We start from the raw sequence: 24,106 nt of genomic DNA on the forward strand, positions 1-24,106 counted from the left end.
TTGTTAGAGTTATTTTTATGCACAATCCCTTGCTTTGATCATCAGACCATTCATTGACTAGCCACATGAGTTCTAAATTTTCTCTCATCCAGCAAATTGATGCCGAGCTTCCTCAAACCCAATGTGGATTATGCGGACATCGCGATGGTTGCTTACCCTATGCTAAAGCGATTTCTGAAGGTGAACCTGCCAATAAATGTATCCCCGGGGGACAAGCTGTTGCAGATCGTTTAGCCAGCTTACTCAATCGCCCATCGCTCATTGCAGAAGAAAGCGTTTGGCCCGTTCAAAGTAATCTGCGTCCTCAGCGTATGAAAGCGGTGATTCGCGAAGATGAATGTATTGGTTGCACCAAATGTATCAGTGCCTGCCCCGTCGATGCCATTATTGGTAGCGGTAAACTCATGCATTCTATTCTCACTGACCTCTGTACAGGCTGTGAATTATGTATTCCGCCCTGCCCGGTTGATTGTATTGACCTTATTGTTGACCCAAGCCAATTGCCATCTGAAGCCGCACTTTATGAAGAACAAAACGATTTAAGAACTCGTTATTATTCACATATCCAACGTGATATTACGCGTAAAGCATTACGTCGTGGACCCATTGTAAAAGCAGACATCGACATTACTTTATTTGCTGAATTCTCGAAACAAGTCCAGCATATTCCAACCATTCAATTGCCTGCTAAAGTGGTTGATGAGGCACCTATGGATGCGCAAACCACCATACAACTCGCACGTATAAGAACACAAATTAAAAAACTAGAAAAACAGCTGAGCGTACGCCGTGATGCCAAAAAACAACAGCAACTTGATGAATTGCGGCTTCAAATGGATCAGCTACAAGGTATGGGCACATGACCAGTAAAAATATGACCAAAAAACAAATTCAGATTTTTTTTGAGCGATTACGAGACGAACGCCCTGAACCCAAAACTGAGCTGAATTACTCAAATCCTTTTGAACTACTGATCGCGGTTGTACTTTCAGCACAAGCCACTGATATTAGTGTGAATAAAGCCACCGATCGCTTATACCCTGTTGCCAATACTCCTGAAGCAATTTATGCACTCGGTATAGATGGCTTGAAAGAATATATTAAAACCATTGGTTTATATAACTCAAAAGCCACCAATGTCATTAAAACATGTCGAATTTTAATTGACCAACATCAAAGCCAAGTACCCAATACACGTGAAGCGTTAGAAGCACTGCCTGGCGTTGGACGAAAAACCGCCAACGTGGTTTTAAATACAGTCTTTGGACAACCGACTATGGCGGTCGACACGCATATTTTTCGCTTAGGCAATCGAACAGGCTTGGCACGCGGAAAAGATGTTTTAGAAGTCGAACATCGACTGATAAAAGTCATTCCAAAAGAATTTATCATTGATGCGCATCATTGGCTCATTTTACATGGCAGATATTGCTGTATTGCACGTAAACCTAAATGCCATGAATGCCCTGTTTCAGATGTCTGCCAATGGCCTGAGCGTTTTGAATTTGGTGCTGTCAAACGCCCAGTGGTTTAAAATTTTATTTTTTCTGTACTTTCTTTTTGTTTAATTCTTCTTGCAGTTTAGGGTGAAGTACGCGTGGCCCAGGTTGTTTTGGGCGCTTATTATTTTCATCCACTACTTCTTTAAGCATACGCTTACTTTGTAGCATGAGATAAATCAGCCCAATTAAACTAATAATGACAATGACAAAAAGGATAAATTTCATCATGACAATGAACCCACAAAAAAATAGAGCCTTAATATGACTTAAGACTCTATGCTTGTCAAAATGATCTGACTGTCAATTATTCACCTAAAATAGCGAACAATTGTTTTTGTACGTCGTCAATCACTTGCATGCCATCTAATTTGTCATAGCTTGCACGCCCTTCACCTGTACGGCTTTGGTAAAAATCAACCAATTGCGCAGTTTCTGCATGGTATGCAGTTAAACGCTTACGAATTGTTTCTTCTTGATCATCCGGGCGTTGAACCAAATCTTCACCTGTCACATCGTCCTTACCTTCCACTTTCGGTGGATTATAAACGATATGATAAACACGACCTGACGCAGAATGCTGACGACGACCTGATAAACGTTTTACAATTTCTTCATCAGGTACAGCAATTTCAATCACGTGGTCAATTTGAATACCTTGAGTTTCTAAGGCTTCAGCTTGCGGAATTGTACGCGGAAAGCCGTCAAAAATGCAGCCATTTACACAATCAGGCTGTGCAATACGTTCTTTCACTAAGCCTAAGATCAGTTCATCTGAAACTAAACCACCTGCATCCATCACACTTTTTGCTTTTAAACCCAGCTCTGTCCCTTCACGAATTGCAGCACGGAGCATATCACCGGTTGAAATTTGTGGGATATCATAGCGCTTACAGATCAACTGAGCTTGTGTACCTTTGCCTGCCCCTGGTGGTCCGAGTAAAATAATGCGCATCTAATAAATCCTCATATAACAATAAAATTTGATTTAAAAATCAAACATTTCACATGTTTGGTTTTTAAATTTATAAAAAAGCAACAAATAAATGTATAACACCCGCTACAAAGCCGGTCACCCCACCAAGTAAAATTAAAATCCATTCATCTTCTTTAAAAGCAGGACGAAGTAGATTTTGAAATTCATACGGCGTTAAATTTCGAATTCGATCTCTAAACATTGTAAATATTTTTTGAGCACGGCTTGCATTAAACGCAGGGTCTGAAACAGGCACCATCGTAATTTCTATTGAGCGGTCAATCAAGTCCGTTTTTAATCTTGCATATTCAGTTGGCCCTAAAGATAACTGTAATGTGGTTCGAACCAAAGGCGTATCAGTAATTTGGTTAATATGTCGCTTTACCATTTGACGCGTTTTTTCTTTATGATCCCCATACATCATTTCGGTCATAATGGTTTTTAAGGTGATTAATTCTTCTGTCACGACTTTTGCAAATACATCAGAGACTTCTTCTTGTCGCTTAATAAACGCACCTTGAATATTAAACTGTCCAATTTTAGGAACAATTGGTACAAGCCAAGGAAACCCGTGATGTTTGGTCCGTCTAAAGAATTGTGGATACCGCACATAATGTGGATGTAATGGATTAAATACCATCCAAATCGCAATCCAATTGGTTAATAACCCCCAAATGGCAGCCCAAAAAGGCACTGTCCAATGCCAAGGTACCACAAACCAAATGAGCATTTGAATTAGACCAAAGCCACATCCAATTAAGGCACTAATATGCCAAATAAAATCAATTTCTTTTTGACCCACTTTTAAAAACATGCTCACCATTAAACGGCGATCATTTTCCATTTGATGAACAATCATTTTCTTCATGTCCACCAACTCTTCAACATGGTCGGTTAAATCAATCACCAACGCATGTAACACTTCTGGCAATTGCTGATGTGCATGTTCATAAATACGGCGTTTAATAGAATATGGTAAATTTTCCCACAACACCGCATTACGGTCCATCATCACTTCATCAATTAAATATTCTAAATCTGCATTGATTTGAGTTCCAATAATATCCGCCATTTCATTGGGGTCCATGGCTTCTAAAAACTCAGACAATGAACCAATTTTTTTCAAGGTGTTGTCAGTGATAATTCCTGAAATCCGCCCTGCTTTACGCGGCACAATACCTTGCCAACCAAATGGCAATTTACCAATATGAAAGCCAATAAAATGAATTGGATAAAACACCATTCTTAGAGCCATCCACACATGGATCCAGGTTACAAAGGCAGTCACAGGAACAATACTTAGCACAGCCCAATGATCTGGTCTAAGCCAAAAAACATGCCAAAGATGACTGATATAATCCAACATGAAGGTTTTCTCTAATAATAAGTGTAATAAGTCATGCATAATGTCATTTGATCATCATAGCATTGTCTGTCTACATTTCAGTGACGGCCAACTAGATATGTGATCTATTTAACTAAAATATACAGCTTACAATTTATATGGCGTTATTTTGCCTTGAATAATTCATTTTGGCACGCCATAGATCGATATTTCTTATAAATAAGTTACATAATAAAAAGAATACAGCCTTTATTCACCTCAAGGTTAGGTTAAAATAATACGCTTTTCTTCTCCTTAGCTTATTGATGTACCCGATATGAAGCAACATTTTCCGCTCAAAAATGTCCAATTAGAAAAGAAAATTTATCGTAATCGTGTACTGATTGCTGTAGGAATTGTCATTTTCTGTTTTTCAATTTTAATTGCTCGTTATATTTATTTACAAATCATCCGTCATCAAGATTTTGCAACAGCCTCTGATAATAACAGAATTCGCTTGCAACCCACAGCACCCACTCGTGGTTATATTTATGACCGTAATGGCATTTTATTAGCAAACAACTACCCTGTGTTTACTGCAACTTTAAGTAAAGCTGATGTTGATAATATTGATGACACTGTTGCACGTTTAACACCGATTCTCAACCTCTCGCAAGATGACCTTGAAAAGTTTGATATTCGAATTAAAGCCGCCAAAAAAACCGAACGTGTTGCCATCAAATTAAACATTAACGAAGTAGAAATTGCACGCTTTAGTGAAGCGAAATATCAATTTCCGGGTGTGCAAATTGAAACACAGATGACTAGATACTATCCATATGGTGAGTTGTTTGCCCATGTGATTGGTTATGTAGGTCGAATTAATGACAAAGAACTAAAAAGTATTGATAAAGAACTCTATGCAGGTACAAACCTGATTGGTAAAAGCGGCGTAGAGCGTCATTATGAGCAATTGTTACATGGTGTTCCTGGCAATGACTCTGTCGAAGCAGATGCTCATGGCAATGTATTAAGACACTTAGGGCGTAAACCACCACAACAAGGTGATGACCTTTACCTGTCTATTGATTATGGGTTACAAGTGGTGGCATCTGAACAGTTGGCAGGTCGACGCGGTGCAATTGTTGCCATTAATCCACGTACAGGCGAAGTGCTGGCAATGGTATCTAGCCCAAGCTTTAACCCCAATTTATTTGTAACAGGAATCAGTAGTAAAGACTATTCTGCATTACGAGATAACTTAGACCAGCCACTATATAACCGTGCTGTACAAGGAACCTACCCACCTGGCTCAACCATTAAACCCATGGAAGGCTTAGGGGCTCTGCATTATGGCATTGTCGATTGGGGCACAGCCATTCATGATCCAGGTTATTTTCAATTGCCAGGCGATTCACATCGCTTTCGTGATTGGAAAAAAACAGGTCATGGCGTGGTTAACATGAACAAAGCCATTCAAGAATCTTGCGATACCTATTTTTATATTATGTCCAATCAAATGGGCATTGAACGAATGAATGATTGGATGCGTCAATTTGGATTTGGTGCAAAAACAGGATTAGATTTACCAAGTGAAAGCTCAGGTATTTATCCAAATCCTGAGTGGAAAATGAAAGCCTATAAATCTAAATGGTTACGTGGTGAAACCATTTCAGTCAGTATTGGACAAGGTGCATTCACAGCAACGCCTGTTCAATTAGCTATGGCAACAGCGATTGTTTCTAATCAAGGGAAACATATTACCCCGCATGTTCTATACAATGTAAAAGGTGCTAAACCCTATAAGATACGAAATGAACCCGATGGTGAAGTTAAATTTAATGGTGTACCTGAAGATTGGATCAAAATGCGTGATGCCATGGTTGGGGTAATTAACCAAGGTACAGGTCGTGGTATTCGTACCAACGCTTATCAGATTGCTGGTAAAACAGGTACTGCACAGGTTAAAAGTATTGCGCAAGGCAAAAAATATAATGAAGCTTTGTTAACACAGCGCCAATATGACCATGGTTTATTTGTTGGCTTTGCACCCGCAGAAAACCCTGAAATTGCAATTGCTGTGATTTTAGAAAATGGCCGTCATGGCGGTGCTGCAGCACATATTGCCAAACCTGTTTTAGATTATTGGATGATTCAGCGTAAATCCAATCCAATCCAACCGACGACACAACAAATTAGCGGTGGATTAATGACAGCAGGTATGAACCCAAGTCAATTGCCAAGTGGTGGACGTATTCTCGAGGCAGATCCAAATGCAATTAACCCGAATAGTCCGACTGGTCGAAAACGTCAGCAAGCTTCTGCCCCTGTAGTGTCAACACCACCTCCAATTGCAGATACAGATATTAGTGATTAAACATGAAAAATCAATTAAGAATTATTGGCGGTCAGTGGAAACGTCGACAACTTGAATTTGCATCTGTCGAAGGTTTACGCCCTACACCTGATCGTGTACGAGAAACACTGTTTAATTGGCTAATGTGGGATATTACGCAAGCGCATGTATTAGATGTCTGTGCAGGTTCTGGTGCACTCGCATTTGAGGCACTGTCACGAGGTGCAGCTCATGTGACATTAATCGAGCCCAATAAAACACAAGCACATTATCTCAAGCAAAATATTAAGTTATTAAACACGGAACAATGTACTTTACATGTTGCAACAGCACAGCAAATTTTAGCCAAGCTCCATACCCAGTTCGACCTTGTCTTTCTTGATCCGCCTTATTCACTCAACTTATGGTATGAATTGGCCGCAGGTATTGATCCATTACTAAAACCCAAAGGTTTGGTTTATATTGAAGCAGATCAACATTTAACTCAGCTACAACTGCCAGCCTCTTGGCGACAAATTAAAAGCACACAAGCAGGTAGCGTATATGCAGGGCTTTATCAAAAAATAGAATCTTAACCATAAAAAAGCCGCCAATTTGGCGGCTTTTTTATGGTTCAATTATTTAACAACTTCAATCGGACCATGGTTATCACAATGATCACCATGTGGATGGTGCAAATGACCATCTACTAAATAATCGATATGATCGCCATGTGGTACAGCTTCATGTCCGCAGTCAGGTCCGTGGACGTGGTCCTGATCATGTCCTGCACACACATGCTCTGGTGTACATTCAGTTGGATTATGTTCATTAACTGCAATCACATGCTCATCAATATGTGATTCATGCGGATGATGTAAATGACCATCATGCAAATAATCGACATGATCGTCATGTTTAATGGCTGTATGTCCACAATCCTTTCCATGGATATGATCATGTTTTTCATGATGGTTTTGATTACATGTCATGTGTGTCTCCTTTAGTCTAGTCATACAAATTCGTTTAGATGCGATTAGCTTAACTCAATCATATTGCATTTTATTTATACTATAGTCTTAAAATTAAGCCAAATGACATCTTTCATTTTGAATAAGCAATATCAACATCTGTCTTTGAATAAAAGAAAACCAGCAAAGTGTTAAATTTGCTGGCATCTTTTAAAGTTAAACTCAAAGATTAGCTTAGCTTTTTTTGATGTTTGCTTCGATGAACCATAAGCTCTTGTCTAAATCTTCTAAAGCAGCATGAATGATGTCTTCAGAGATTGGATCTTCAATTTCATCAATTGTTGAACGTAAATGGTTAGCAACCACTGCATAACGATCAGCCAATTCAGAAAGGTGATCTTGTACGTCATACACATCTGTTGGGTAGCTTTGTAGTTGTGAATGCTCACCTACTGCTTGTACTGTACCAAATGCTGTACCACCAATTTGTACTGCACGCTCAGCAACATTGTCTAAATGCGTAATGATTGACGTTCTGAATGTATCTAACATTTCATGAACAGCAATAAAGTTGCTACCGCGCATGTTCCAATGTGCTTGTTTTGTGATCAGCGATAAATCAATTAAATTTGATAAAATTTGATTTAAGATTTTTAATGTTGATTCTTTGATGTTTTCATCTAGGTTATTACGTGTATATACGCGACCTGAAGTTCTAGTTGTCATAGCATCCTCTTGTAATAAACAATGGTACTTGGTTTATGTGTCTTTATGTTTATAACATAACGGTATTCTGTTGAAAGATCGAGTTAATTTTCATTTAAAAACATTGTCGTTACAAATGTTAAACTGATCTATTCCACATTTCAGTCAATCGGATAAATCATACCATGATGGGTTAATTTTTCTTGTTATATATTAATTTGATAGTGCATTATTTGGAGTGTAAATTAGACTGAGAGTCACTTGCAATATCAGTCAAAAGGCGATTTTTCTATACAAGTAATTTAAGCGCATTGATGAGCATATAAACCTTGAATCAGATGTCCACTACAATATGATTTAATTCCTTGGATAAAGATTGTTATCCCCTTTAATCAGTACGAGCCACTCGATATGTACTCTCCATTTAGCCATACTGTGATTGCATCTTTTGATCATCTAGTGCTTTGCATTTTACATACGAGCCACGCAAAGCTGTATCATGAATACTTAATACGTAATAAAACCTATTTAGCCCCTTATAGCCCAAAGCGAGAGCAAAGCTATGCTGAAATCTCTGAGATATTGGCACGTATCCCTGAGCATCCGCATGCCATCCAACACAATAAACAAATCTCCTTTGTCTTGATCGACCCACACCTTGAACAAATTATAGGAGATATACATTTTACAGGTTTTATTTTTGGTGTATTCCAAGCCTGTTATTTAGGTTTTGCGCTTGATCAACATGCCCAAGGCAACAATTGGATGTATCAAGCACTGTCTCATGCCATATCTTATGTACGGACTCAATCTCAAATTCATCGAATTATGGCAAACCATTTACCTGATAACCTAAAAAGTGCACGGTTATTACAGCGTTTAGGATTTGAACCTGAAGGTTATGCAAAAGCTTATCTAAAAATTAATGGACAATGGCAAGACCATGTTTTAACTGCATTGGTATTTGATGAAACACCATAGATCAGCCCATACCAATGGCATGGGCATGGGCATGATGCATAACACTAAACTGTTTAACTTACCACTTAACGCTGCTTGATCTACTTTGGTTACAGCATTAATGCAAGTCAAACAAGCAATCTATATGAACGCTCAACATATCATGTGTATCTCGTAAAGCGTTCACATTAAAATATAAATCAAATCAATGATTTTTATTTTGAAGCGGCATATTTAAATTCGATTACTGCACCAGGATGCTTCAAATCTGACGTTCCTTCACCGCTATCGGCTTGAACATTTCCACTGTTATCAGTCAGAACATAAATTGTACTACCATCAACACTTGCAGCTACATCACGATAGCGATCTTGTCCTCTAAATAAAACTTCGCTACTGTCTTTTGAAACAGTATGTGTTTTATCATCTAGCTGAACTTTAAACACAACCCCACGCTTTAAAGAAGGTACTAAAAGTACATTCTTCCATCCAGGAATTGCATTTTTACCACCGCGATAAAAATATGCTGAAGATGCTGCAACCGTTGGCCAGCAAATATATTGCATACTGCCACATGCTGTATCATTGAAGTTATGATCATTTGGTACTGTAAATAAGGTTTTCAAAGGTTTGATGAAGTTATTAATCGTCCAACTTGATTCTTGATACACCGGCACACCAGGTACAACACGTAAACCATTTTGTCCTAAATCTTTTAACGCGGACTGATCGCCTTTATATTTTGAATAGTCAGCAAAGGCATAACCACTGTCATCTTGATAGCCTGCAACATAAGGCCAGCCATAATTTCCACCTTTTACAATGACATTGATTTCGTCATCAGTATTTGGCCCTTGTTCACTTTCTAGTAAAACCCCTTTCGGTGTAAAACTGAGCCCTTGCGGATTACGGTGTCCAACAGTATAAATATGGCTTGTAACCCCATTAAAATGTGGGTTGTCTCTTGGAATTGAACCATCAAGGTTTAAGCGTAAAATTTTACCTGCATATTTTTGATAATTTTTAGCACGAATCTCTAATTTTGATGGTATTTCTTGCGCTAAATTTGGCGTGGTGAGATAAGAGAACTGATTTGATCCTTGATCGCCAATACTTAAATATAGTTTTTGATCGGGGCCAATTACTAAACGCTGTGCTTGATGGTCTTGTGAAGATGGTAACCCTTGAATTAACGTTTTTTCATCGGTTAGGGTGTTGGTTTTTTGATTATAGGTATATCTTCGGATCACTGTTTGGTTTGGAAATTTGGCGTCTGTTGCATTTGGGTTTTTAATAGATAAAGACACATAAATATAGCGATGATTGTATTTATTAAACTTAGGATCAAATGCTAGACCAAGTAAGCCATCTTGTCCTTTTTCAGTAAATGTAACATTGGGAATCTTGAAAGTTGCGATTAGTTTATTTGTTTTTAAATCTAGGCGGGAAATATCACCTGATCGTTCAGAAATCCACAGTTGCTGATCTGCAATGAATATTGCATGCGGATATTTAATATCATTAATTAATACTTTACGGTTAAAATCAGGGCTTGTTGCTTGAACATAATCCTTTAATGGTATGGGTTGATCGGCAATTGCGTTTTGTATAAAAAAACTAGAAATGAAAAAACTCGTTAGCTTTAAATATGTATTCATATATATTCCAAATTGTTTTACAACTAAAATTGTTGTGGCTTAACCCTGCCTCTAGCCTGCGGATTAAAAAATCACTCAGACAAAACTACAATATATGAAAAAATATGAATCATTTTACTTTTTTATAATAAGTAATATCTAAAATCTATTATATGCACACAATCCTATCTAACATAAATATTAAAATAATTAATACCAGCGACAAAATTAATATTCACCAAGATCAACGCCTATATTTATAGTTAAAAACGATAATAATATGCTTAGTATCCCATCATTATATAGACCATGCATTATCATAAATTATAGTATTATTAAACAAATGGTTGAATATCAATATTATTATTTAAAAACAAAACCAAACCGAATAATAAAGTCAATCCATCATGGCATTTTACAAAGGGTCTTTGAAATCATTCAATAAAATAGTCAAATCTACCCATTAAATAAAATTCAAACCAATTGTCATTTTATTCGACATAGATATATTTAATATAAGAACCTGTTTCACTAGTTTACGTAAGTTAACGTTTACTCATAGTTTTTTATTACTTATGTAAATGAATGATCCAAATGCACTATGCAACAAAGCACTTAGATACAGATAACCATGGTTTGAACCATCTAGGCCAAAAATTTCAAGCACAAATGGCTTTTAAATTGACAGCTCACACGCAATAAAAAAAGCACTATAGAAACAAACCTATAGTGCTTGCCTCCACACCTTGACTAAAATAAACGGTTTAAGCCATTTAATGCAGCTACTCGGTATGCTTCGGCCATGGTGGGATAATTAAATGTGGTTTCTACAAAATATTTCACTGAGTTATTGGCATTTTGCATGATTGCTTGACCAATATGAATAATTTCAGACGCATTATTACCAAAACAATGAATTCCTAAAATTTCAAGCGTGTCACGGTGAAAAAGTATTTTTAATTCACCAACCGTGTCCCCAGTAATTTGTGCACGTGCCAAATGCCGAAAAGAAGACTGTCCTACTTCATAAGGAACTTTTTCTTCGGTCAATTGTTGCTCTGTTTTACCAAAGCATGAAATTTCAGGAATCGTATAAATTCCAGTTGGAATATCTGTCACAGGCTTTACATTCTCTTCTCCGCCAATGTTTGAGCCTGCACAACGTCCTTGGTCATATGCAGCAGATGCAAGAGATGGCCAACCAACCACATCGCCTGCAGCATAAATATGCTCAACATTGGTTTGATAGCGCTCATTGACTGTCAACTGACCACGGCTATTTGGCGTCAAACCAACATTTTCTAATCCTAAACCATCGGTATTTCCTGACCGTCCGTTACACCATAAAATGGCATCTGCTTTAATCTTTTTCCCGCTTTGTAAATGTAATACCACATGATCATCAAACGTATCTAAATGATCAATCTGTTCATGATGACGAATTAATACCCCCTGATCACGTAAGTGATAAGACAATGCATCTGAAATTTCATCATCTAAATAGCTTAATAAAACAGACTGTGTGTTAATTAAATCTACTTTATGATTTAAACCAATAAAAATAGATGCATACTCACAGCCAATCACACCTGCACCATAAATAATGATTTTACGAATGGTATAGTCCAAATCTAAAATGGTGTCAGAATCAAATACTCGTGGGTGATTAAAGTCTAAACCTTGTGGATGATAAGGACGACTGCCTGTCGCAATCACAAGCTCTTTAAAGACTAAGGTTTCTTTGCTGCCTTCAGGGGTAAATACCACAACGCTATGCTGATCTTGAATATATGCACGACCATAAAAAATATCAATTCGGTTACGGTCATAAAAACGAGTATGTGTTTCTACTTGCTTTTGAATCACACGGTGTGCATGGGTTAACACTTGTTTCATGGTAAATGCGCGCCACTCGCCTACTTTTTGAAACATCGGATCGCGCTGATAACGCATAATACTCGACACAGTCTGTCTAAGTGCTTTACTTGGAATGGTGCCGACATGTGTACAGTTGCCCCCGAGCTGCTCACGCATATCAACCACAGCCACCTTTTTACCTGACTTGGTGAGTTTCATGGCTGCGCCTTCGCCTGCTGGGCCTGCGCCTAGCACCACAGCATCATATTTTACAAAATTCCCTTTCACCACTTCTTGTTTACGTGACATATTAATCGCTCCTTGTTATCAGCTAATTTTAGCTTAATTTCACAGCAAGAAAATGTCGTTTATTGTAGTTTGACCATCACGCGAATTGTATGTCGACATTTCTTTAACGAATGTGTTTTTCACGCCTAAATGCTTTATTTTAGGTTACAATAAATTTGAAAACATATTGCCTTTTAAATTGTCAAACAGTGGAAAAGTTACATGACCAATAACCGTAAACCAGAACAGGGTGTTAAACTGCGCGGTGCTGAGAAAGTTGCTCGAATTCCTGTAAAAGTCATTCCTACGGTTGAGGTGCCACGTAAACCTGACTGGATTCGGGTTAAAATGACAGCGCCAGATGAAGTCCAACGGATTAAAACGACTTTACGAGCTCAAAAATTACATACTGTTTGTGAAGAAGCTGCTTGTCCAAATCTTCCTGAATGTTTTGGCGGTGGAACAGCAACCTTTATGATTATGGGTGATATTTGTACACGTCGCTGCCCGTTTTGTGATGTTGCACATGGTCGACCAAATGCTTTAGATGCAGATGAGCCACGCCATATGGCAGAAACCATTGCCAATTTGCATTTAAAATATGCTGTGATTACCTCAGTAGACCGTGATGACCTATTAGATGGTGGTGCACAACACTTTGTAGATTGTATTAAAGAAGCACGTGCACTTAGCCCAAATACTTTGCTTGAAATTCTTGTCCCTGATTTTCGTGGCCGTATGGATGTTGCTTTACGCATTATGGCAGAGTGCCCACCTGATGTATTCAACCATAACATTGAAACTGTACCGCGCTTATATAAAGCGATGCGTCCAGGTTCAGATTATCAGCATTCATTAACGCTACTACAAACATTTAAGGAACACTGCCCTGATATTCCTACCAAGTGTGGATTAATGGTGGGCATTGGTGAAACAGAAGAAGAAGTGATTTCATTACTTAATGATTTACGTGCACACGGCGTTGATTATGTCACTATCGGACAGTATTTACAGCCATCGAAAGAGCATGCTGCATTAGATCGCTTTGTTACACCAGAAGAGTTTGAGCGTTATGCTGAGCATGGTCGTCAGCTTGGCTTTAAAAACATTTGGTCTGCACCAATGGTTCGATCAAGCTACTTCGCTGATCGCCAATATCGCGGTGAGCCTGTTCCTCAAGTACGTCGTAAAGCTGACGTTGCTAAAAAAATTGCTGTACAAACCATCGAAGCTTAAAAAAAGCCTGAAAGTGGCTAACCACTTTCAGGCTTTTATCATTCAATTGAATCTATAACTTATTCAAAATCCGCTTTTAGTACCACACGGTAGCGTGCCTTACCTGCTTCTAAATGCTCGATTGCTTCATTGATTTTAGACATTGGATAAAGTTCGATTTGCGGCTTGATGTTTTTACGTGCAGCAAATTTTAATAGCTGGCGTAATACAATCGGTGAACCTGTTTTTGACCCTGTTAATGCTTTACCACCTGAAATAAGCGAAAATGCAGGTACACTTACTGGCTCTAATGGAACGCCCACGTAATGAATAGCACCTTTAGGTGCAACAGTAGTTAATATGTTTGCCCAATCTAATGGTACATTCACTGTACTTAAAATAAGGTCAAACTTACCCGAAAGCGCTTTTAATGCTTCTGGATCTTTACTGTTGATTACATGATCTGCACCCATGCCTTTAAGTTGCTCTGTTTTATCTAAATTTGATGTAAATGCAGTCACTTCACAGCCCCATGCTTTCAGTAATTTCAGTGCAATGTGCCCTAAGCCACCAATACCAATTACACCGACATGATGAAGCGCGGTAATATTGTTCAGTAACAACGGGGTAAATACAGTCACACCACCACATAATAATGGGCCTGCACTTTCAATATCGATGTCATCTGGTAATGGAATAGCCCATTGCCAACCTGCACGTACTTTATTTGCGAAACCGCCTGCGTGGTCTACAATTGTTGCTTTTTGCTCGCCCGTACATAATACTTGCTCGCCGCCAATACATGGATCACAAAAGCCACAGCTTTCTGCATTCCAACCTAAACCAACACGCTGTCCAATTTTTAGGCCTTTTGCCTCAGAACCTAAACGCGAAACCTTACCAATGACCTCATGACCTGCAACTACAGGATATGAAGACACACCCCAATCGTTGTTAAGAATAGAAATGTCTGAATGGCATAAACCACAATATTCAACATCAATTTCAACTTGCGTTGCTGTTAACTCGCCAGCGTCAAACTCATACGGAACTAAAGGTGAATGTGGCTCTTTCGCTGCATATGCACGAATGGTATTGCTTGACATGGTATGTTCCTTGAAGTTGTTTGTTTTTGATATAAATTCAGTCTAGTATTAATACTGTTATTCTAAAAAGAATTTGTTTATCGTTATGTTTCACTTACAAAAAATCAATATAAAAACAAGATTTTTAAATGTCATCACACTTAAAAACTGACTCTCGAATAGGCTTTTATATTTACATCTTGTCCTTACCTTTTTAACATTATTTTTCATATTTGACCATGTTTTTTTAACTTTCGATTTTTTGTCTTTTGTAAGCTATTTTATCGCTTTTGTAGCCACCTATTTAAATAAAAAAAGCCCCAAATTATTGGGGCTTTCGCTCATTACAACTTATGCATAAACAGGGTGTTTTGCACACAACGCTTCAACGTTTTGTTGTACGTCAGCAATGACTGCTGCATCACCTTTGCTGTCTAAAATATCTGAAATCCAACCAGCTAAATTACGCACATCACTTTCACCAAAACCGCGTGTAGTCACAGCAGGTGTACCAATACGAATACCTGATGTCACAAATGGTGAACGTGGGTCATTCGGTACAGAATTTTTATTCACCGTAATGTGTGCTTGACCTAACCAAGCATCTGCTTCTTTACCTGTAATATCTTGCTTAATTAATGACAATAAGAACAAGTGGTTTTCAGTACCACCTGACACGACGTCATAACCGCGTGCAATAAATACTTCTGCCATAGCTTGTGCATTTTTAATCACTTGCTTTTGGTAGTCTTTATACTCAGGCGACATCGCTTCTTTAAAACAAATTGCTTTTGCAGCAATTGCATGGACCAAAGGACCACCTTGGTTGCCTGGGAACACCGCAGATTGAAGCTTTTTCTCAATTTCTTCGTTTGCACGCGCTAGAATTAAACCTGAACGTGGTCCACGCAATGTTTTATGGGTCGTGGTTGTTGTCACATCTGCAATTTGTACAGGGTTTGGATAAACCCCTGCTGCCACTAAACCTGCAACATGCGCCATATCAACAAACAAATACGCACCAACTTGATCTGCAATATCACGGAAACGCTGCCAATCAACTACACGGCTATAAGCAGAGAAGCCAGCTACAATCATGCGTGGCTTATGTTCTAAAGCCAAACGCTCAACTTCGTCATAATCGATTTCACCCGTTTCTGGGTTTAAGCCATATTGTACAGCATTATATGTTTTACCTGAGAAACTCACTTTCGCACCATGTGTCAAATGACCACCATGTGCCAAGCTCATCCCTAATACGGTGTCACCTGGATTTAATAGTGCCAAATACACTGCAGAGTTTGCTTGTGAACCTGCATGTGGTTGTACATTGGCATAATCTGCACCAAATAATTCTTTTGCACGATCAATCGCTAACTGTTCAATCACATCTACATATTCACAGCCGCCATAATAGCGCTTTCCAGGATAGCCTTCTGCATATTTATTGGTCAGCTTACTTCCTTGTGCTTCCATGATAGCAGGAGAGCAATAGTTTTCAGATGCAATTAATTCAATATGTGCTTCTTGACGTGCATCTTCAAGAGCCATTTGTTTTGCTAGCTCTGGATCGAATTCAGAAATAGAGGTATTTGCAAACATTAGCGAGGGTCCTATTTATTAGGGCTTTTAAGCCGTGCTAAAACAGCCATTATTCTAGCACGAAGTTCTCTGAGTTGAGGCATGAACTTTATTGAAGATGAAATAAATTTATGACAAAAAAAGATGTAAGCACCACCTACTCCTCTTTGGTTTAAACATTCTTCAATGTATTGGTCTTGAACATGCAAAATATATAGCGATAAAACGACTTTATAATCATGCGCTGCAATCCGTGTATTAGTGTTCTAATTTTCTATATTTGTTGAATAGATATGAAAATGTTACATTGATTTCAATACCTGTTGATTCACTATAAATATTATGCAAAGCATTATTCTTGACACTGAAACACATAATCTCAATGGCTTACCCATCGAAATAGCATATGCACCTATTGATTTAAATAAAGGCAAACTCACTTTAGATAAAACACAAATTTTTGATCAACTTTATCAAGTGAATGAGCCAATTTCTTATGCCTCGATGGCCGTTCATCATATTTTAGAATCTGATTTAATTGGACAGCCTGTTTATACTGACTTCACACTACCTGAAAATACGGTATATATTGTCGGTCATAACATTGACTATGATATTAAAGCCATCGCAAAATGTGGGGTAAATGTTGATCAGATTAAACCGATTTGCACCTTGGCATTGGCACGAAGTGTTTGGCCTGATGCAGAAGCACACAATATTTCAGCTCTCATTTATCAAATTAGCCAAGGCAGTTTAAAAGCACGAGAATTATTAAAAGGTGCCCATCGAGCAGACGCAGATATTATTTTAACCGCTAATATTTTAATGCACATCATTGCTCATATCCAAGTACAAGATATGGAGTCATTGTATTTAGCATCTGAAGCTGCAAGAATTCCTCAAAAGCTTAGTTTTGGTAAACATAAAGGTGTTGCGATTACTGAGTTGCCAACAGATTATGTGCAATGGCTATTAAAGCAAAGCGAGCTAGACCCATATCTCAGACAAGCGTTAGAAAAAACTTTATAAATACTTTGAACATTTGATATTAAAAAAGCACCCTTATGGATGCTTTTTTAAATTGGTATGGCCCCAAATTATTTTCCACCGCCTGCGCCGCCAGCATGGTCAATAAAACCACCTTTGCCTTTTGAAGGATCAGCTACGTTTTTCTTTGGCATATGTGTACATGCTGTCATCATGACGACAGCTAAAGCAGCTACGATATATTTCATGGCTTAATCTCTCTTTTTCTATCATGTTGGTTTTATTAAATTATTCATAAGCATAAAAACTCATGTTTCTGATCCATACATTATCGATATGTAGAATCTAGATTTATTATGCACATAATTTTTTGCTATACAATCATACTACCTATTTTTTGATCAATAACAAATATTCTTTTGAAATTTGAGTCATTTGATACGCAATTCAACGTATAGATTACACAAACACATCAAACCTGACAGATTAAGACAATCAATGATTTACTCAAAGATGTTGAACTGATTTTATACCATTTATCGTCACTGCTCTTTTGGAAGACCTTTTTATATTTGATATGAATTGGTTTGCTTTTTAAACTACTGTTTAAATAAAGAAGTCTTTCATTGCTAATAATTCATATTTTGAAGCAATTTGCTGATAGCTCTACGTTTTTTTATTATTAATGCGTATTACTCTGATCATCCCTATCCCCAAATATTAAATACCACATTAAAATTTTGGATATTTAACTACAATTTTGGTTAAGTATGAATTGTTTGTTAATCGCTAAAGACCACCCTATAGTGGTCTCAATTTATAAGCTAAAAAGAACAACCTTACTCAGCTAAATTAACAAGTAAAAGTGTAATTAGATGGTTCTTAAAAAATATTATTCTGATTTGAATGACTGGATTTTCTTTAAAACTGCTCGAATATCTTCACCTTTATCAAATTTATTAATAGTATTTAAGCCTATTAAATACTTTAAAAATTCTGTTAAAATATTCAATTGATTTTTAGTCAAACACTTAAAAACCCTATTACTATCATTTCTGTTTAACCTGAACAACCACCATGTAAATCCATTCCACCTAAGTGCTTCTTCAGAGTTTTCTAAAACATAAAGCATCATAGATGGAGTATAAAATATATACCCTTCAGGCTTTAGATAACTAAAACCTGTAAAGTATTTATCGAGATAGGTAGGCGGAATCTCTAATGGATTAAGAAATCTATTCGACATTTTTCTTTTTTCTAGGATTGATCTGATAGCCTCTTCAATATCTTCTTGAAATAAATTACTGGTTTTTAGAAAATTGATTTCTTTTGCATTCCACTCTTCAGAAGTTAAATTCGAATCGATATGCTCTTTATCAAAATGCCAATAAGCTGTATCAGCATAATCTTCTTCAACAAGGGTATAAGAATCACCTAAAATTACATCCTTAAACTCTTGCCTTATATGGTTTAATAAATCTTTTTTATTCACATTATTTACCTAATATTCCTAAAAACCGATTACATTCATTAGCAACAGCTTTGGCATTGTTTGACTCTACAATATGATTTTCATCTGTTGGGCTCCAGCATTTATTTTCAACATCACGTGCAGCTGACAATTCAGAGTAAGCTTTGTATCTAGTTAATAACTGGCTAGAATTCATTGAATTATAACATTGTCCTAAGCCTCCAGTAACAGATTTAGCATAATTGACACGCCCTCTAATAGGAGAAAAGGATTCTAAAGAACATACCCAACAATCACCTTGCTCATTTCGTTTACCACTCGTGCAGTTATTAGGTTTCTTTGTCTGTGATGCTTTTAATTTAGCATTTAACTCTTTAGCAATAGACTTTCTTTTCTTTTCATCATTATCAACTAAATCTTGATTTGATACAGCAATATATTCTTTAGCAGCAATGTTTTCTTGATTTGCTAGATTAATCATTTTATTGGCTAGAGTTTTTAAAGATAAAGTTTTAGATTTCACCTTCGAATTGTATTCGTCATTCGATGTGCGAGAAAAATACACAGACCTTAGAGGGTCGCTTTCCTCTCCTTTACTTCCCCAATAACATTCATATTTTTCTTTAAGATCTACACAGACAGTTATAAAGTAATTTCCTTCACCAGGGTATTCATTAAGACTGCGTTTTAAGTGATTACGAGCCTGAGTCAATGTATAAACATCGCCATAATCAAAAGGCGAACTGTATTTATACTTAGGCGTATTCTGATTGTTTTCTTTTAAATTATAATTAAGCTTCTGAGTAGAAATATTAAAATCTTTGCCATTTGGCACAGCTTGCATAATAGTAGCCATGGCTAATTCTGATGAGCCATTTTTTACAAGATATTTCACAATCTGAGTTGTACTCGGAGATATGGATATTGTGCTTTCAAAAACCTTACCTGTAACTTCTTTTGTCACATCATAAGTTGTTGTTGCTCCATTTTGTACAGGGTTCCCTAAATCCCAACCATCGATAACTGTAGCGGCATAGATAGGTCTAAATTGCATCACAAACATCAATGTAATGACTAAAAAATTTTTAAGATAACTCACTTTCATTTCTTAAAGAACCATATAATAATTAAAATTATATATTATACTTTTATAATAGATAAATTAACATAATTATCAATTTAATATACTTTAGATAATTAAGTCACACTTTAAGGGCAATCTCTTTAAAAAATAGCTTAAGTATTTTATTTCGTATTTAAACTTTATAAAATGAAATATAAAAATACATTTGATGAAGAAGATAGACTTCTTAAAACTAGCGATATTACTCAAATTATTGGCTTAACTCAAAAAACTGTTCATACAATGATAGTTGCTAATAACTTTCCACCACCTGATTGGGTTAATCCTGATAACAGTTATAAATATTGGTGGAAAAGTACAATTTATAAATATTTCAATAAAAAAGAGACCTTAATTAGTTAAGGTCTTTACAATTCATAAACTTTCAAATCAATGTAATCACTTAAAAGCCTTTAAATTCTGAACTATATAACAAAATAATAGACTTAAAAGGTGGTTATCATATAATAGTAAATGTTGTTGGGTGATATAGAGATGTCTAATAATAATTTTACAAGGTAATCATTGTGGGTCTTAATAGTTATTCAGCAGCTGCATCAAGTATTGGTTATGATTATCAAATTAGACTAGCTCTTTTGAAGTCATTCGAAATTAATGAAGCTAGCGAAGTTAGCATTGAAGCTTTAGATGACATTGAATTACGTACGGAAGATAGTACAACACTACTCTCTTTAAAGCATAAAAAGATTAATGATACTCTTTCAAATCTTTCTATTGATTTTTGGAAATCAATCAACATTTGGATTGATAGAATAAATAATATTAATACACCACTAAATTTTTTATTATGTACTACAGCTAAAGTTTCAGAAAAGTCTTTGCTAATAAAGATTACTCAAGGTTTTAAAGAAACTATTGATCTAGAATATATAAATAAAATTGAAGTAGCCTTAGATGATTCTTCTGATTTAAAATTGGCTCCAATCAAAAAAAAATTTAAGGCATTAGAAGACTCTAAAAAAATTGATTTATTTAATAGAATTATTATTTTAGCTGATAATATACGAATCAATGATATTCCTAGTCAAATTATTAACGATAGATTCAGACATATAAAAAGTGAGTTTAGGCAAAACGCATATGAATCACTAGAAGGTTGGTGGTTTTCTAAAGTAATTGATCAAATGACAGGACGCCTTCCTTTACCCTTAACTGCAGGCGATATAAGTGCAAAATTACAACAGATCAGTGAACTTTATTACGCTGATAATTTACCGCTAAACCACTGTCAAATTTCGGAAAGTGAAATAGATTTCAGTGATTACTTAAGTGATACCTTTTTATTTGTAAAAAAGTTACAAGATATACAAATTAAAAATAGTCAACTACAACGTTGTATTTTTGATTATTATAGGGCTTCTAATGAAAGACTAGATTGGGTTAAATCTCGCTTGGTAAGTAGTGAAGAAATAACTAGATATGAAAGAAGACTTACTGATGAATGGCTAAGATTTAAAGATGACCTAGAGTATGAAGATTCTGAAATATCTGAAGAGTACTTGCGTAAAATCGGTCGAGAAATATTTAAATGGTCTCAAAACACGAATTTTTATATTAGACCTAAAGTTACAGAATCCTATGTTACGAGGGGAAGCTTTCACATCATAGCTAATAATGTTCAAGATTTAATCTATTGGTTGCCAAAACCTTTAGAGGATTATTAAATGAGTACCTTCAGACAGCAACCAATAGAGTTCAGATCGCTATTTTCTCCGCCTTATTGCGCACTTATCATTGCTTTTTTTATCGACAATTATCAGAAAAAAAGTAACAGAAAATTCCCACCAGCGTTGATTCATATCATTTTGCCATTAGTACTTAATGAAGAATATGCCTTGTGCTTTATAAATAACCCAAAAAAAAACTTTTATCATATAGTAGAAGCTAATAAAGTTATCTACTCTACATTCTTAATCAAATATTTAGATTTAATAGATATTACAAATAATGCTTTAATTATTCTTGCGGAAACTGGAACTTTAATTAAACGAAATGAAATACTTGAATTAAATAGTAAGCTTATAAATAAAACTACTTTTTCAACTAACTTTAAAAATGAATTAGATACTATTAAGATTATTTCAAACATTATTGCAAAAATACATGATACAGCTGGAATATTTATTACTTTGGATATCCGTTTATGAAAATAAAATCTATACATTTATACAGTCATACAGGCAAAGTAAGAAATATATCCTTCAAAAAAAAGGGATTAAATATAATAACTGGAAGAAGTTCTACTGGTAAATCTTCAATAATAAACATTATCGAATATTGTTTAGGAAAATCTGACTGTTTGATAGCTGAGGGAGTTATTACTTCCAAAGTGTTATGGGTAAGCGCTATCTATACCATTAATCAAGAAGATGTATTAGTTGCAAAAAAATTACCGCAAGATGGGAAATCCAGTTGTTCCTCTTTGATGCTTAAAAGAGGCATGAATCTTAAAGCATGTGACTTTGATGAGTTAAAAAATAATTCTACAGATGATTCTTTAACCATATTATTTAATAATTTACTTAAAATACCAGAAGAAATAACCCATGTTAAAGATATTGAAACTCGCTCTAAATTTAGTGTGAACTTATCGCATACAAAGTACTATTTATTTCAACCACAATCTTTGATAGCCAATAAAGACATACTATTTTATAGGCAATCAGAAAGCTATATCCCTCAAACTATAAAAGATACTTTTCCTATTCTAGTTAAAGCACAATCATTACAATATAGAGTTGCTCTAGAAAAATATAAAGAATTAATAAAAGAGATACAGGGGCTTGAAAAAAAAATTAATAATACTGAAAAAGATAGTAGTCACATCTCATTTGAAAAGTTAAAAGATGAAGCATCTAATCTGAATATTGATACATCAAGTATAGTATTTCCTCGAGACCTTTTAGATTTAATTGAGCATGAAATTCAAGAAACCAACAAGCTAAAAGGATTTGATGAGCGTATTACCAATATTCAAGAACAAATAATTGATCTAAAAAGAATTAAAAGTAAATTAATTAATGAAGAAGTACTTTTAAAAAAATCATTTAAAGCAGAAAGCACTTATTTTACAAACCAAAGCTCATTAAAAGATAGATTGTCTGCGATATACGCTTTTAAAAATATAACGCAAACAGATAGTAAAAAATTTAATGAAATAAATGAGTTAGTTTTATTAGATTTAAAAAAAATTAAACGTGAATTAGAGTCTTATAACTCTGTTGATCAAGAATACAAAAATAAAGCTTTATTAGAAATTAATAAAAAAATTGATGATATAGATATTAGTATATCTAAACTAAACTCAAAGTTAGGAGACCTAAATCAGGCTAATGATATCTATCTGAATAGTTCATTGAATATTGCCAATCACTATATTTTAATGGGAAAAACACAAAATTTTATTGAAAATATAGGTATTAAATCTACTCAAGAGTATCGAGAAGAACTATGGGTTAAAAACCAAGAGCTTTTACAACAAAAATCTTACGTAAAAGAATATAATAGTGTTCAAGAAAAGTTAGATTCAATAATTTTTCAAATATCTTTAAAAATTACCGAATATCTGAAACTTTTAAAATATGAACATGGCACATCTACAACTCGCTTTGATTTACAAAAATTGACATTAATTACTAATGATTCAAATGGAAAGTTTATTCCTATGAATAGAATTGGTAGCGGTGCTAACCATTTAGCTTTACACATTTCAACTCTTCTTGCTTTCCATTATTACTTTCAAAAGTTCAATTGTCCAATTCCATCATTTATAATTTTCGATCAACCAAGCCAAGTATACTTTCCTAAACTAGGTTTGGAATCAGAAAAAAATTTAAATAATAGTGATTATTATAATTTAGATGATATTGAAGCTGTAAAGAATTTATTTAAGTTTTTAATAGAATTTACTAAAACTGAAGTTATTGACTTTCAAATTATAGTTACAGAGCATGCTATTTTTGATGAGAATTGGTTTCAAGATTGCATGATTGAACCATTTTGGTATCCTTATGATGCCCTTGTACCTGATGATTGGCCCTCAAAAAGTGATTTATATTCTTAATAAATTGT

22 protein-coding genes are annotated in these 24,106 nt (G+C 35.5%); 10 read left to right on the forward strand and 12 right to left on the reverse strand.

The annotated features are described in order from the left end of the window. Window positions 1-65: 65 nt before the first annotated feature. Entirely contained in the window at window positions 66-863 is a 798-nt protein-coding gene (locus CFY84_RS04610) for an RnfABCDGE type electron transport complex subunit B (RefSeq protein ID WP_088823008.1), read from the forward strand. Beyond that, on the forward strand, window positions 860-1,534 hold the full coding sequence (gene nth / locus CFY84_RS04615) for an endonuclease III (RefSeq protein WP_088823009.1): 675 nt from the start codon (window positions 860-862) through the stop codon (window positions 1,532-1,534). The genes CFY84_RS04610 and nth overlap by 4 nt, the downstream gene beginning before the upstream one ends. A gap of 4 nt (window positions 1,535-1,538) precedes the next feature. Here nth and CFY84_RS04620 read toward each other — a convergent pair whose 3' ends face one another. The 3 genes from CFY84_RS04620 to CFY84_RS04630 form a co-directional block, all read right to left on the reverse strand. Further along, window positions 1,539-1,730 carry a hypothetical protein gene (locus CFY84_RS04620; protein ID WP_143218759.1) on the reverse strand — a complete coding sequence of 64 codons (192 nt, stop codon included), beginning with the start codon at window positions 1,728-1,730 and terminating at the stop codon, window positions 1,539-1,541. Window positions 1,731-1,806: 76 nt separating this feature from the next. Next, window positions 1,807-2,454, reverse strand: a complete 648-nt coding sequence (gene adk / locus CFY84_RS04625; RefSeq protein ID WP_088823011.1) for an adenylate kinase — start codon at window positions 2,452-2,454, stop codon at window positions 1,807-1,809. A gap of 70 nt (window positions 2,455-2,524) precedes the next feature. After that, a complete protein-coding gene (locus CFY84_RS04630; protein WP_088823389.1) occupies window positions 2,525-3,841 on the reverse strand; it encodes a hypothetical protein in 1,317 nt (438 codons plus the stop codon). Window positions 3,842-4,136: 295 nt separating this feature from the next. On the opposite strand from CFY84_RS04630, the gene mrdA reads away from it, so the two are divergent. Continuing rightward, the gene (gene mrdA / locus CFY84_RS04635) at window positions 4,137-6,176 is read left to right on the forward strand and encodes a penicillin-binding protein 2 (RefSeq protein ID WP_088823012.1); all 2,040 of its coding nucleotides are present in this window, start codon (window positions 4,137-4,139) and stop codon (window positions 6,174-6,176) included. Window positions 6,177-6,178: 2 nt separating this feature from the next. Beyond that, the gene (rsmD, locus tag CFY84_RS04640; RefSeq protein ID WP_088823013.1) at window positions 6,179-6,730 is read left to right on the forward strand and encodes a 16S rRNA (guanine(966)-N(2))-methyltransferase RsmD; all 552 of its coding nucleotides are present in this window, start codon (window positions 6,179-6,181) and stop codon (window positions 6,728-6,730) included. Between the two features lie 42 nt (window positions 6,731-6,772). Here rsmD and CFY84_RS04645 read toward each other — a convergent pair whose 3' ends face one another. Then, the gene (locus CFY84_RS04645; RefSeq protein WP_088823014.1) at window positions 6,773-7,126 is read right to left on the reverse strand and encodes a hypothetical protein; all 354 of its coding nucleotides are present in this window, start codon (window positions 7,124-7,126) and stop codon (window positions 6,773-6,775) included. 213 nt (window positions 7,127-7,339) lie between these two features. Further along, window positions 7,340-7,831: a DNA starvation/stationary phase protection protein Dps gene (gene dps, locus CFY84_RS04650; protein ID WP_088823015.1), complete on the reverse strand. Its 492-nt coding sequence runs from the start codon at window positions 7,829-7,831 to the stop codon at window positions 7,340-7,342. Between the two features lie 390 nt (window positions 7,832-8,221). On the opposite strand from dps, the gene CFY84_RS04655 reads away from it, so the two are divergent. Next, window positions 8,222-8,791, forward strand: a complete 570-nt coding sequence (locus CFY84_RS04655) for a GNAT family N-acetyltransferase (RefSeq protein WP_088823016.1) — start codon at window positions 8,222-8,224, stop codon at window positions 8,789-8,791. A 194-nt stretch (window positions 8,792-8,985) separates the two neighbouring features. Here CFY84_RS04655 and CFY84_RS04660 read toward each other — a convergent pair whose 3' ends face one another. Further along, window positions 8,986-10,428: a glucose/sorbosone family PQQ-dependent dehydrogenase gene (locus CFY84_RS04660; RefSeq protein ID WP_088823017.1), complete on the reverse strand. Its 1,443-nt coding sequence runs from the start codon at window positions 10,426-10,428 to the stop codon at window positions 8,986-8,988. A gap of 729 nt (window positions 10,429-11,157) precedes the next feature. Then, window positions 11,158-12,573: a Si-specific NAD(P)(+) transhydrogenase gene (gene sthA / locus CFY84_RS04665; RefSeq protein WP_088823018.1), complete on the reverse strand. Its 1,416-nt coding sequence runs from the start codon at window positions 12,571-12,573 to the stop codon at window positions 11,158-11,160. 201 nt (window positions 12,574-12,774) lie between these two features. On the opposite strand from sthA, the gene lipA reads away from it, so the two are divergent. Next, window positions 12,775-13,788, forward strand: a complete 1,014-nt coding sequence (gene lipA, locus CFY84_RS04670; RefSeq protein WP_088823019.1) for a lipoyl synthase — start codon at window positions 12,775-12,777, stop codon at window positions 13,786-13,788. 59 nt (window positions 13,789-13,847) lie between these two features. On the opposite strand, the gene ahr is transcribed toward lipA, so the two are convergent. Both ahr and glyA read right to left on the reverse strand, forming a co-directional pair. Then, window positions 13,848-14,873 carry an NADPH-dependent aldehyde reductase Ahr gene (gene ahr / locus CFY84_RS04675; protein WP_088823020.1) on the reverse strand — a complete coding sequence of 342 codons (1,026 nt, stop codon included), beginning with the start codon at window positions 14,871-14,873 and terminating at the stop codon, window positions 13,848-13,850. 330 nt (window positions 14,874-15,203) lie between these two features. Next, window positions 15,204-16,454, reverse strand: coding sequence for a serine hydroxymethyltransferase (glyA, locus tag CFY84_RS04680; protein WP_088823021.1), 1,251 nt, complete (start codon window positions 16,452-16,454; stop codon window positions 15,204-15,206). A gap of 321 nt (window positions 16,455-16,775) precedes the next feature. On the opposite strand from glyA, the gene CFY84_RS04685 reads away from it, so the two are divergent. Further along, window positions 16,776-17,462: a 3'-5' exonuclease gene (locus CFY84_RS04685; protein ID WP_088823022.1), complete on the forward strand. Its 687-nt coding sequence runs from the start codon at window positions 16,776-16,778 to the stop codon at window positions 17,460-17,462. A 68-nt stretch (window positions 17,463-17,530) separates the two neighbouring features. On the opposite strand, the gene CFY84_RS11280 is transcribed toward CFY84_RS04685, so the two are convergent. From CFY84_RS11280 to CFY84_RS04695, 3 genes are all read right to left on the reverse strand, one after another. Then, window positions 17,531-17,668 (reverse strand): hypothetical protein, encoded by a 138-nt coding sequence (locus CFY84_RS11280; RefSeq protein WP_171289033.1) that lies wholly within the window; start codon window positions 17,666-17,668, stop codon window positions 17,531-17,533. Between the two features lie 644 nt (window positions 17,669-18,312). Next, complete coding sequence (locus CFY84_RS04690) at window positions 18,313-18,912, reverse strand: DUF6714 family protein (protein WP_088823023.1); 600 nt, start codon at window positions 18,910-18,912, stop codon at window positions 18,313-18,315. 1 nt (window position 18,913) lies between these two features. Further along, window positions 18,914-19,996: a hypothetical protein gene (locus tag CFY84_RS04695; protein ID WP_088823024.1), complete on the reverse strand. Its 1,083-nt coding sequence runs from the start codon at window positions 19,994-19,996 to the stop codon at window positions 18,914-18,916. Between the two features lie 545 nt (window positions 19,997-20,541). Here CFY84_RS04695 and CFY84_RS04705 point away from each other — a divergent pair. Genes CFY84_RS04705 through CFY84_RS04715 form a run of 3 tightly spaced genes read left to right on the forward strand, consistent with a single transcriptional unit; the run spans window position 20,542 to window position 24,098 of the window. Then, window positions 20,542-21,699, forward strand: a complete 1,158-nt coding sequence (locus CFY84_RS04705; RefSeq protein ID WP_088823026.1) for an ABC-three component system protein — start codon at window positions 20,542-20,544, stop codon at window positions 21,697-21,699. Continuing rightward, a complete protein-coding gene (locus CFY84_RS04710) occupies window positions 21,700-22,182 on the forward strand; it encodes a three component ABC system middle component (protein WP_088823027.1) in 483 nt (160 codons plus the stop codon). It begins immediately after the preceding gene. Continuing rightward, window positions 22,179-24,098, forward strand: a complete 1,920-nt coding sequence (locus CFY84_RS04715) for a DUF3732 domain-containing protein (RefSeq protein ID WP_088823028.1) — start codon at window positions 22,179-22,181, stop codon at window positions 24,096-24,098. The genes CFY84_RS04710 and CFY84_RS04715 overlap by 4 nt, the downstream gene beginning before the upstream one ends. Window positions 24,099-24,106 lie beyond the last annotated feature (8 nt).

The organism is Acinetobacter apis, from assembly GCF_900197575.1.
GTDB lineage: Bacteria > Pseudomonadota > Gammaproteobacteria > Pseudomonadales > Moraxellaceae > Acinetobacter > Acinetobacter apis.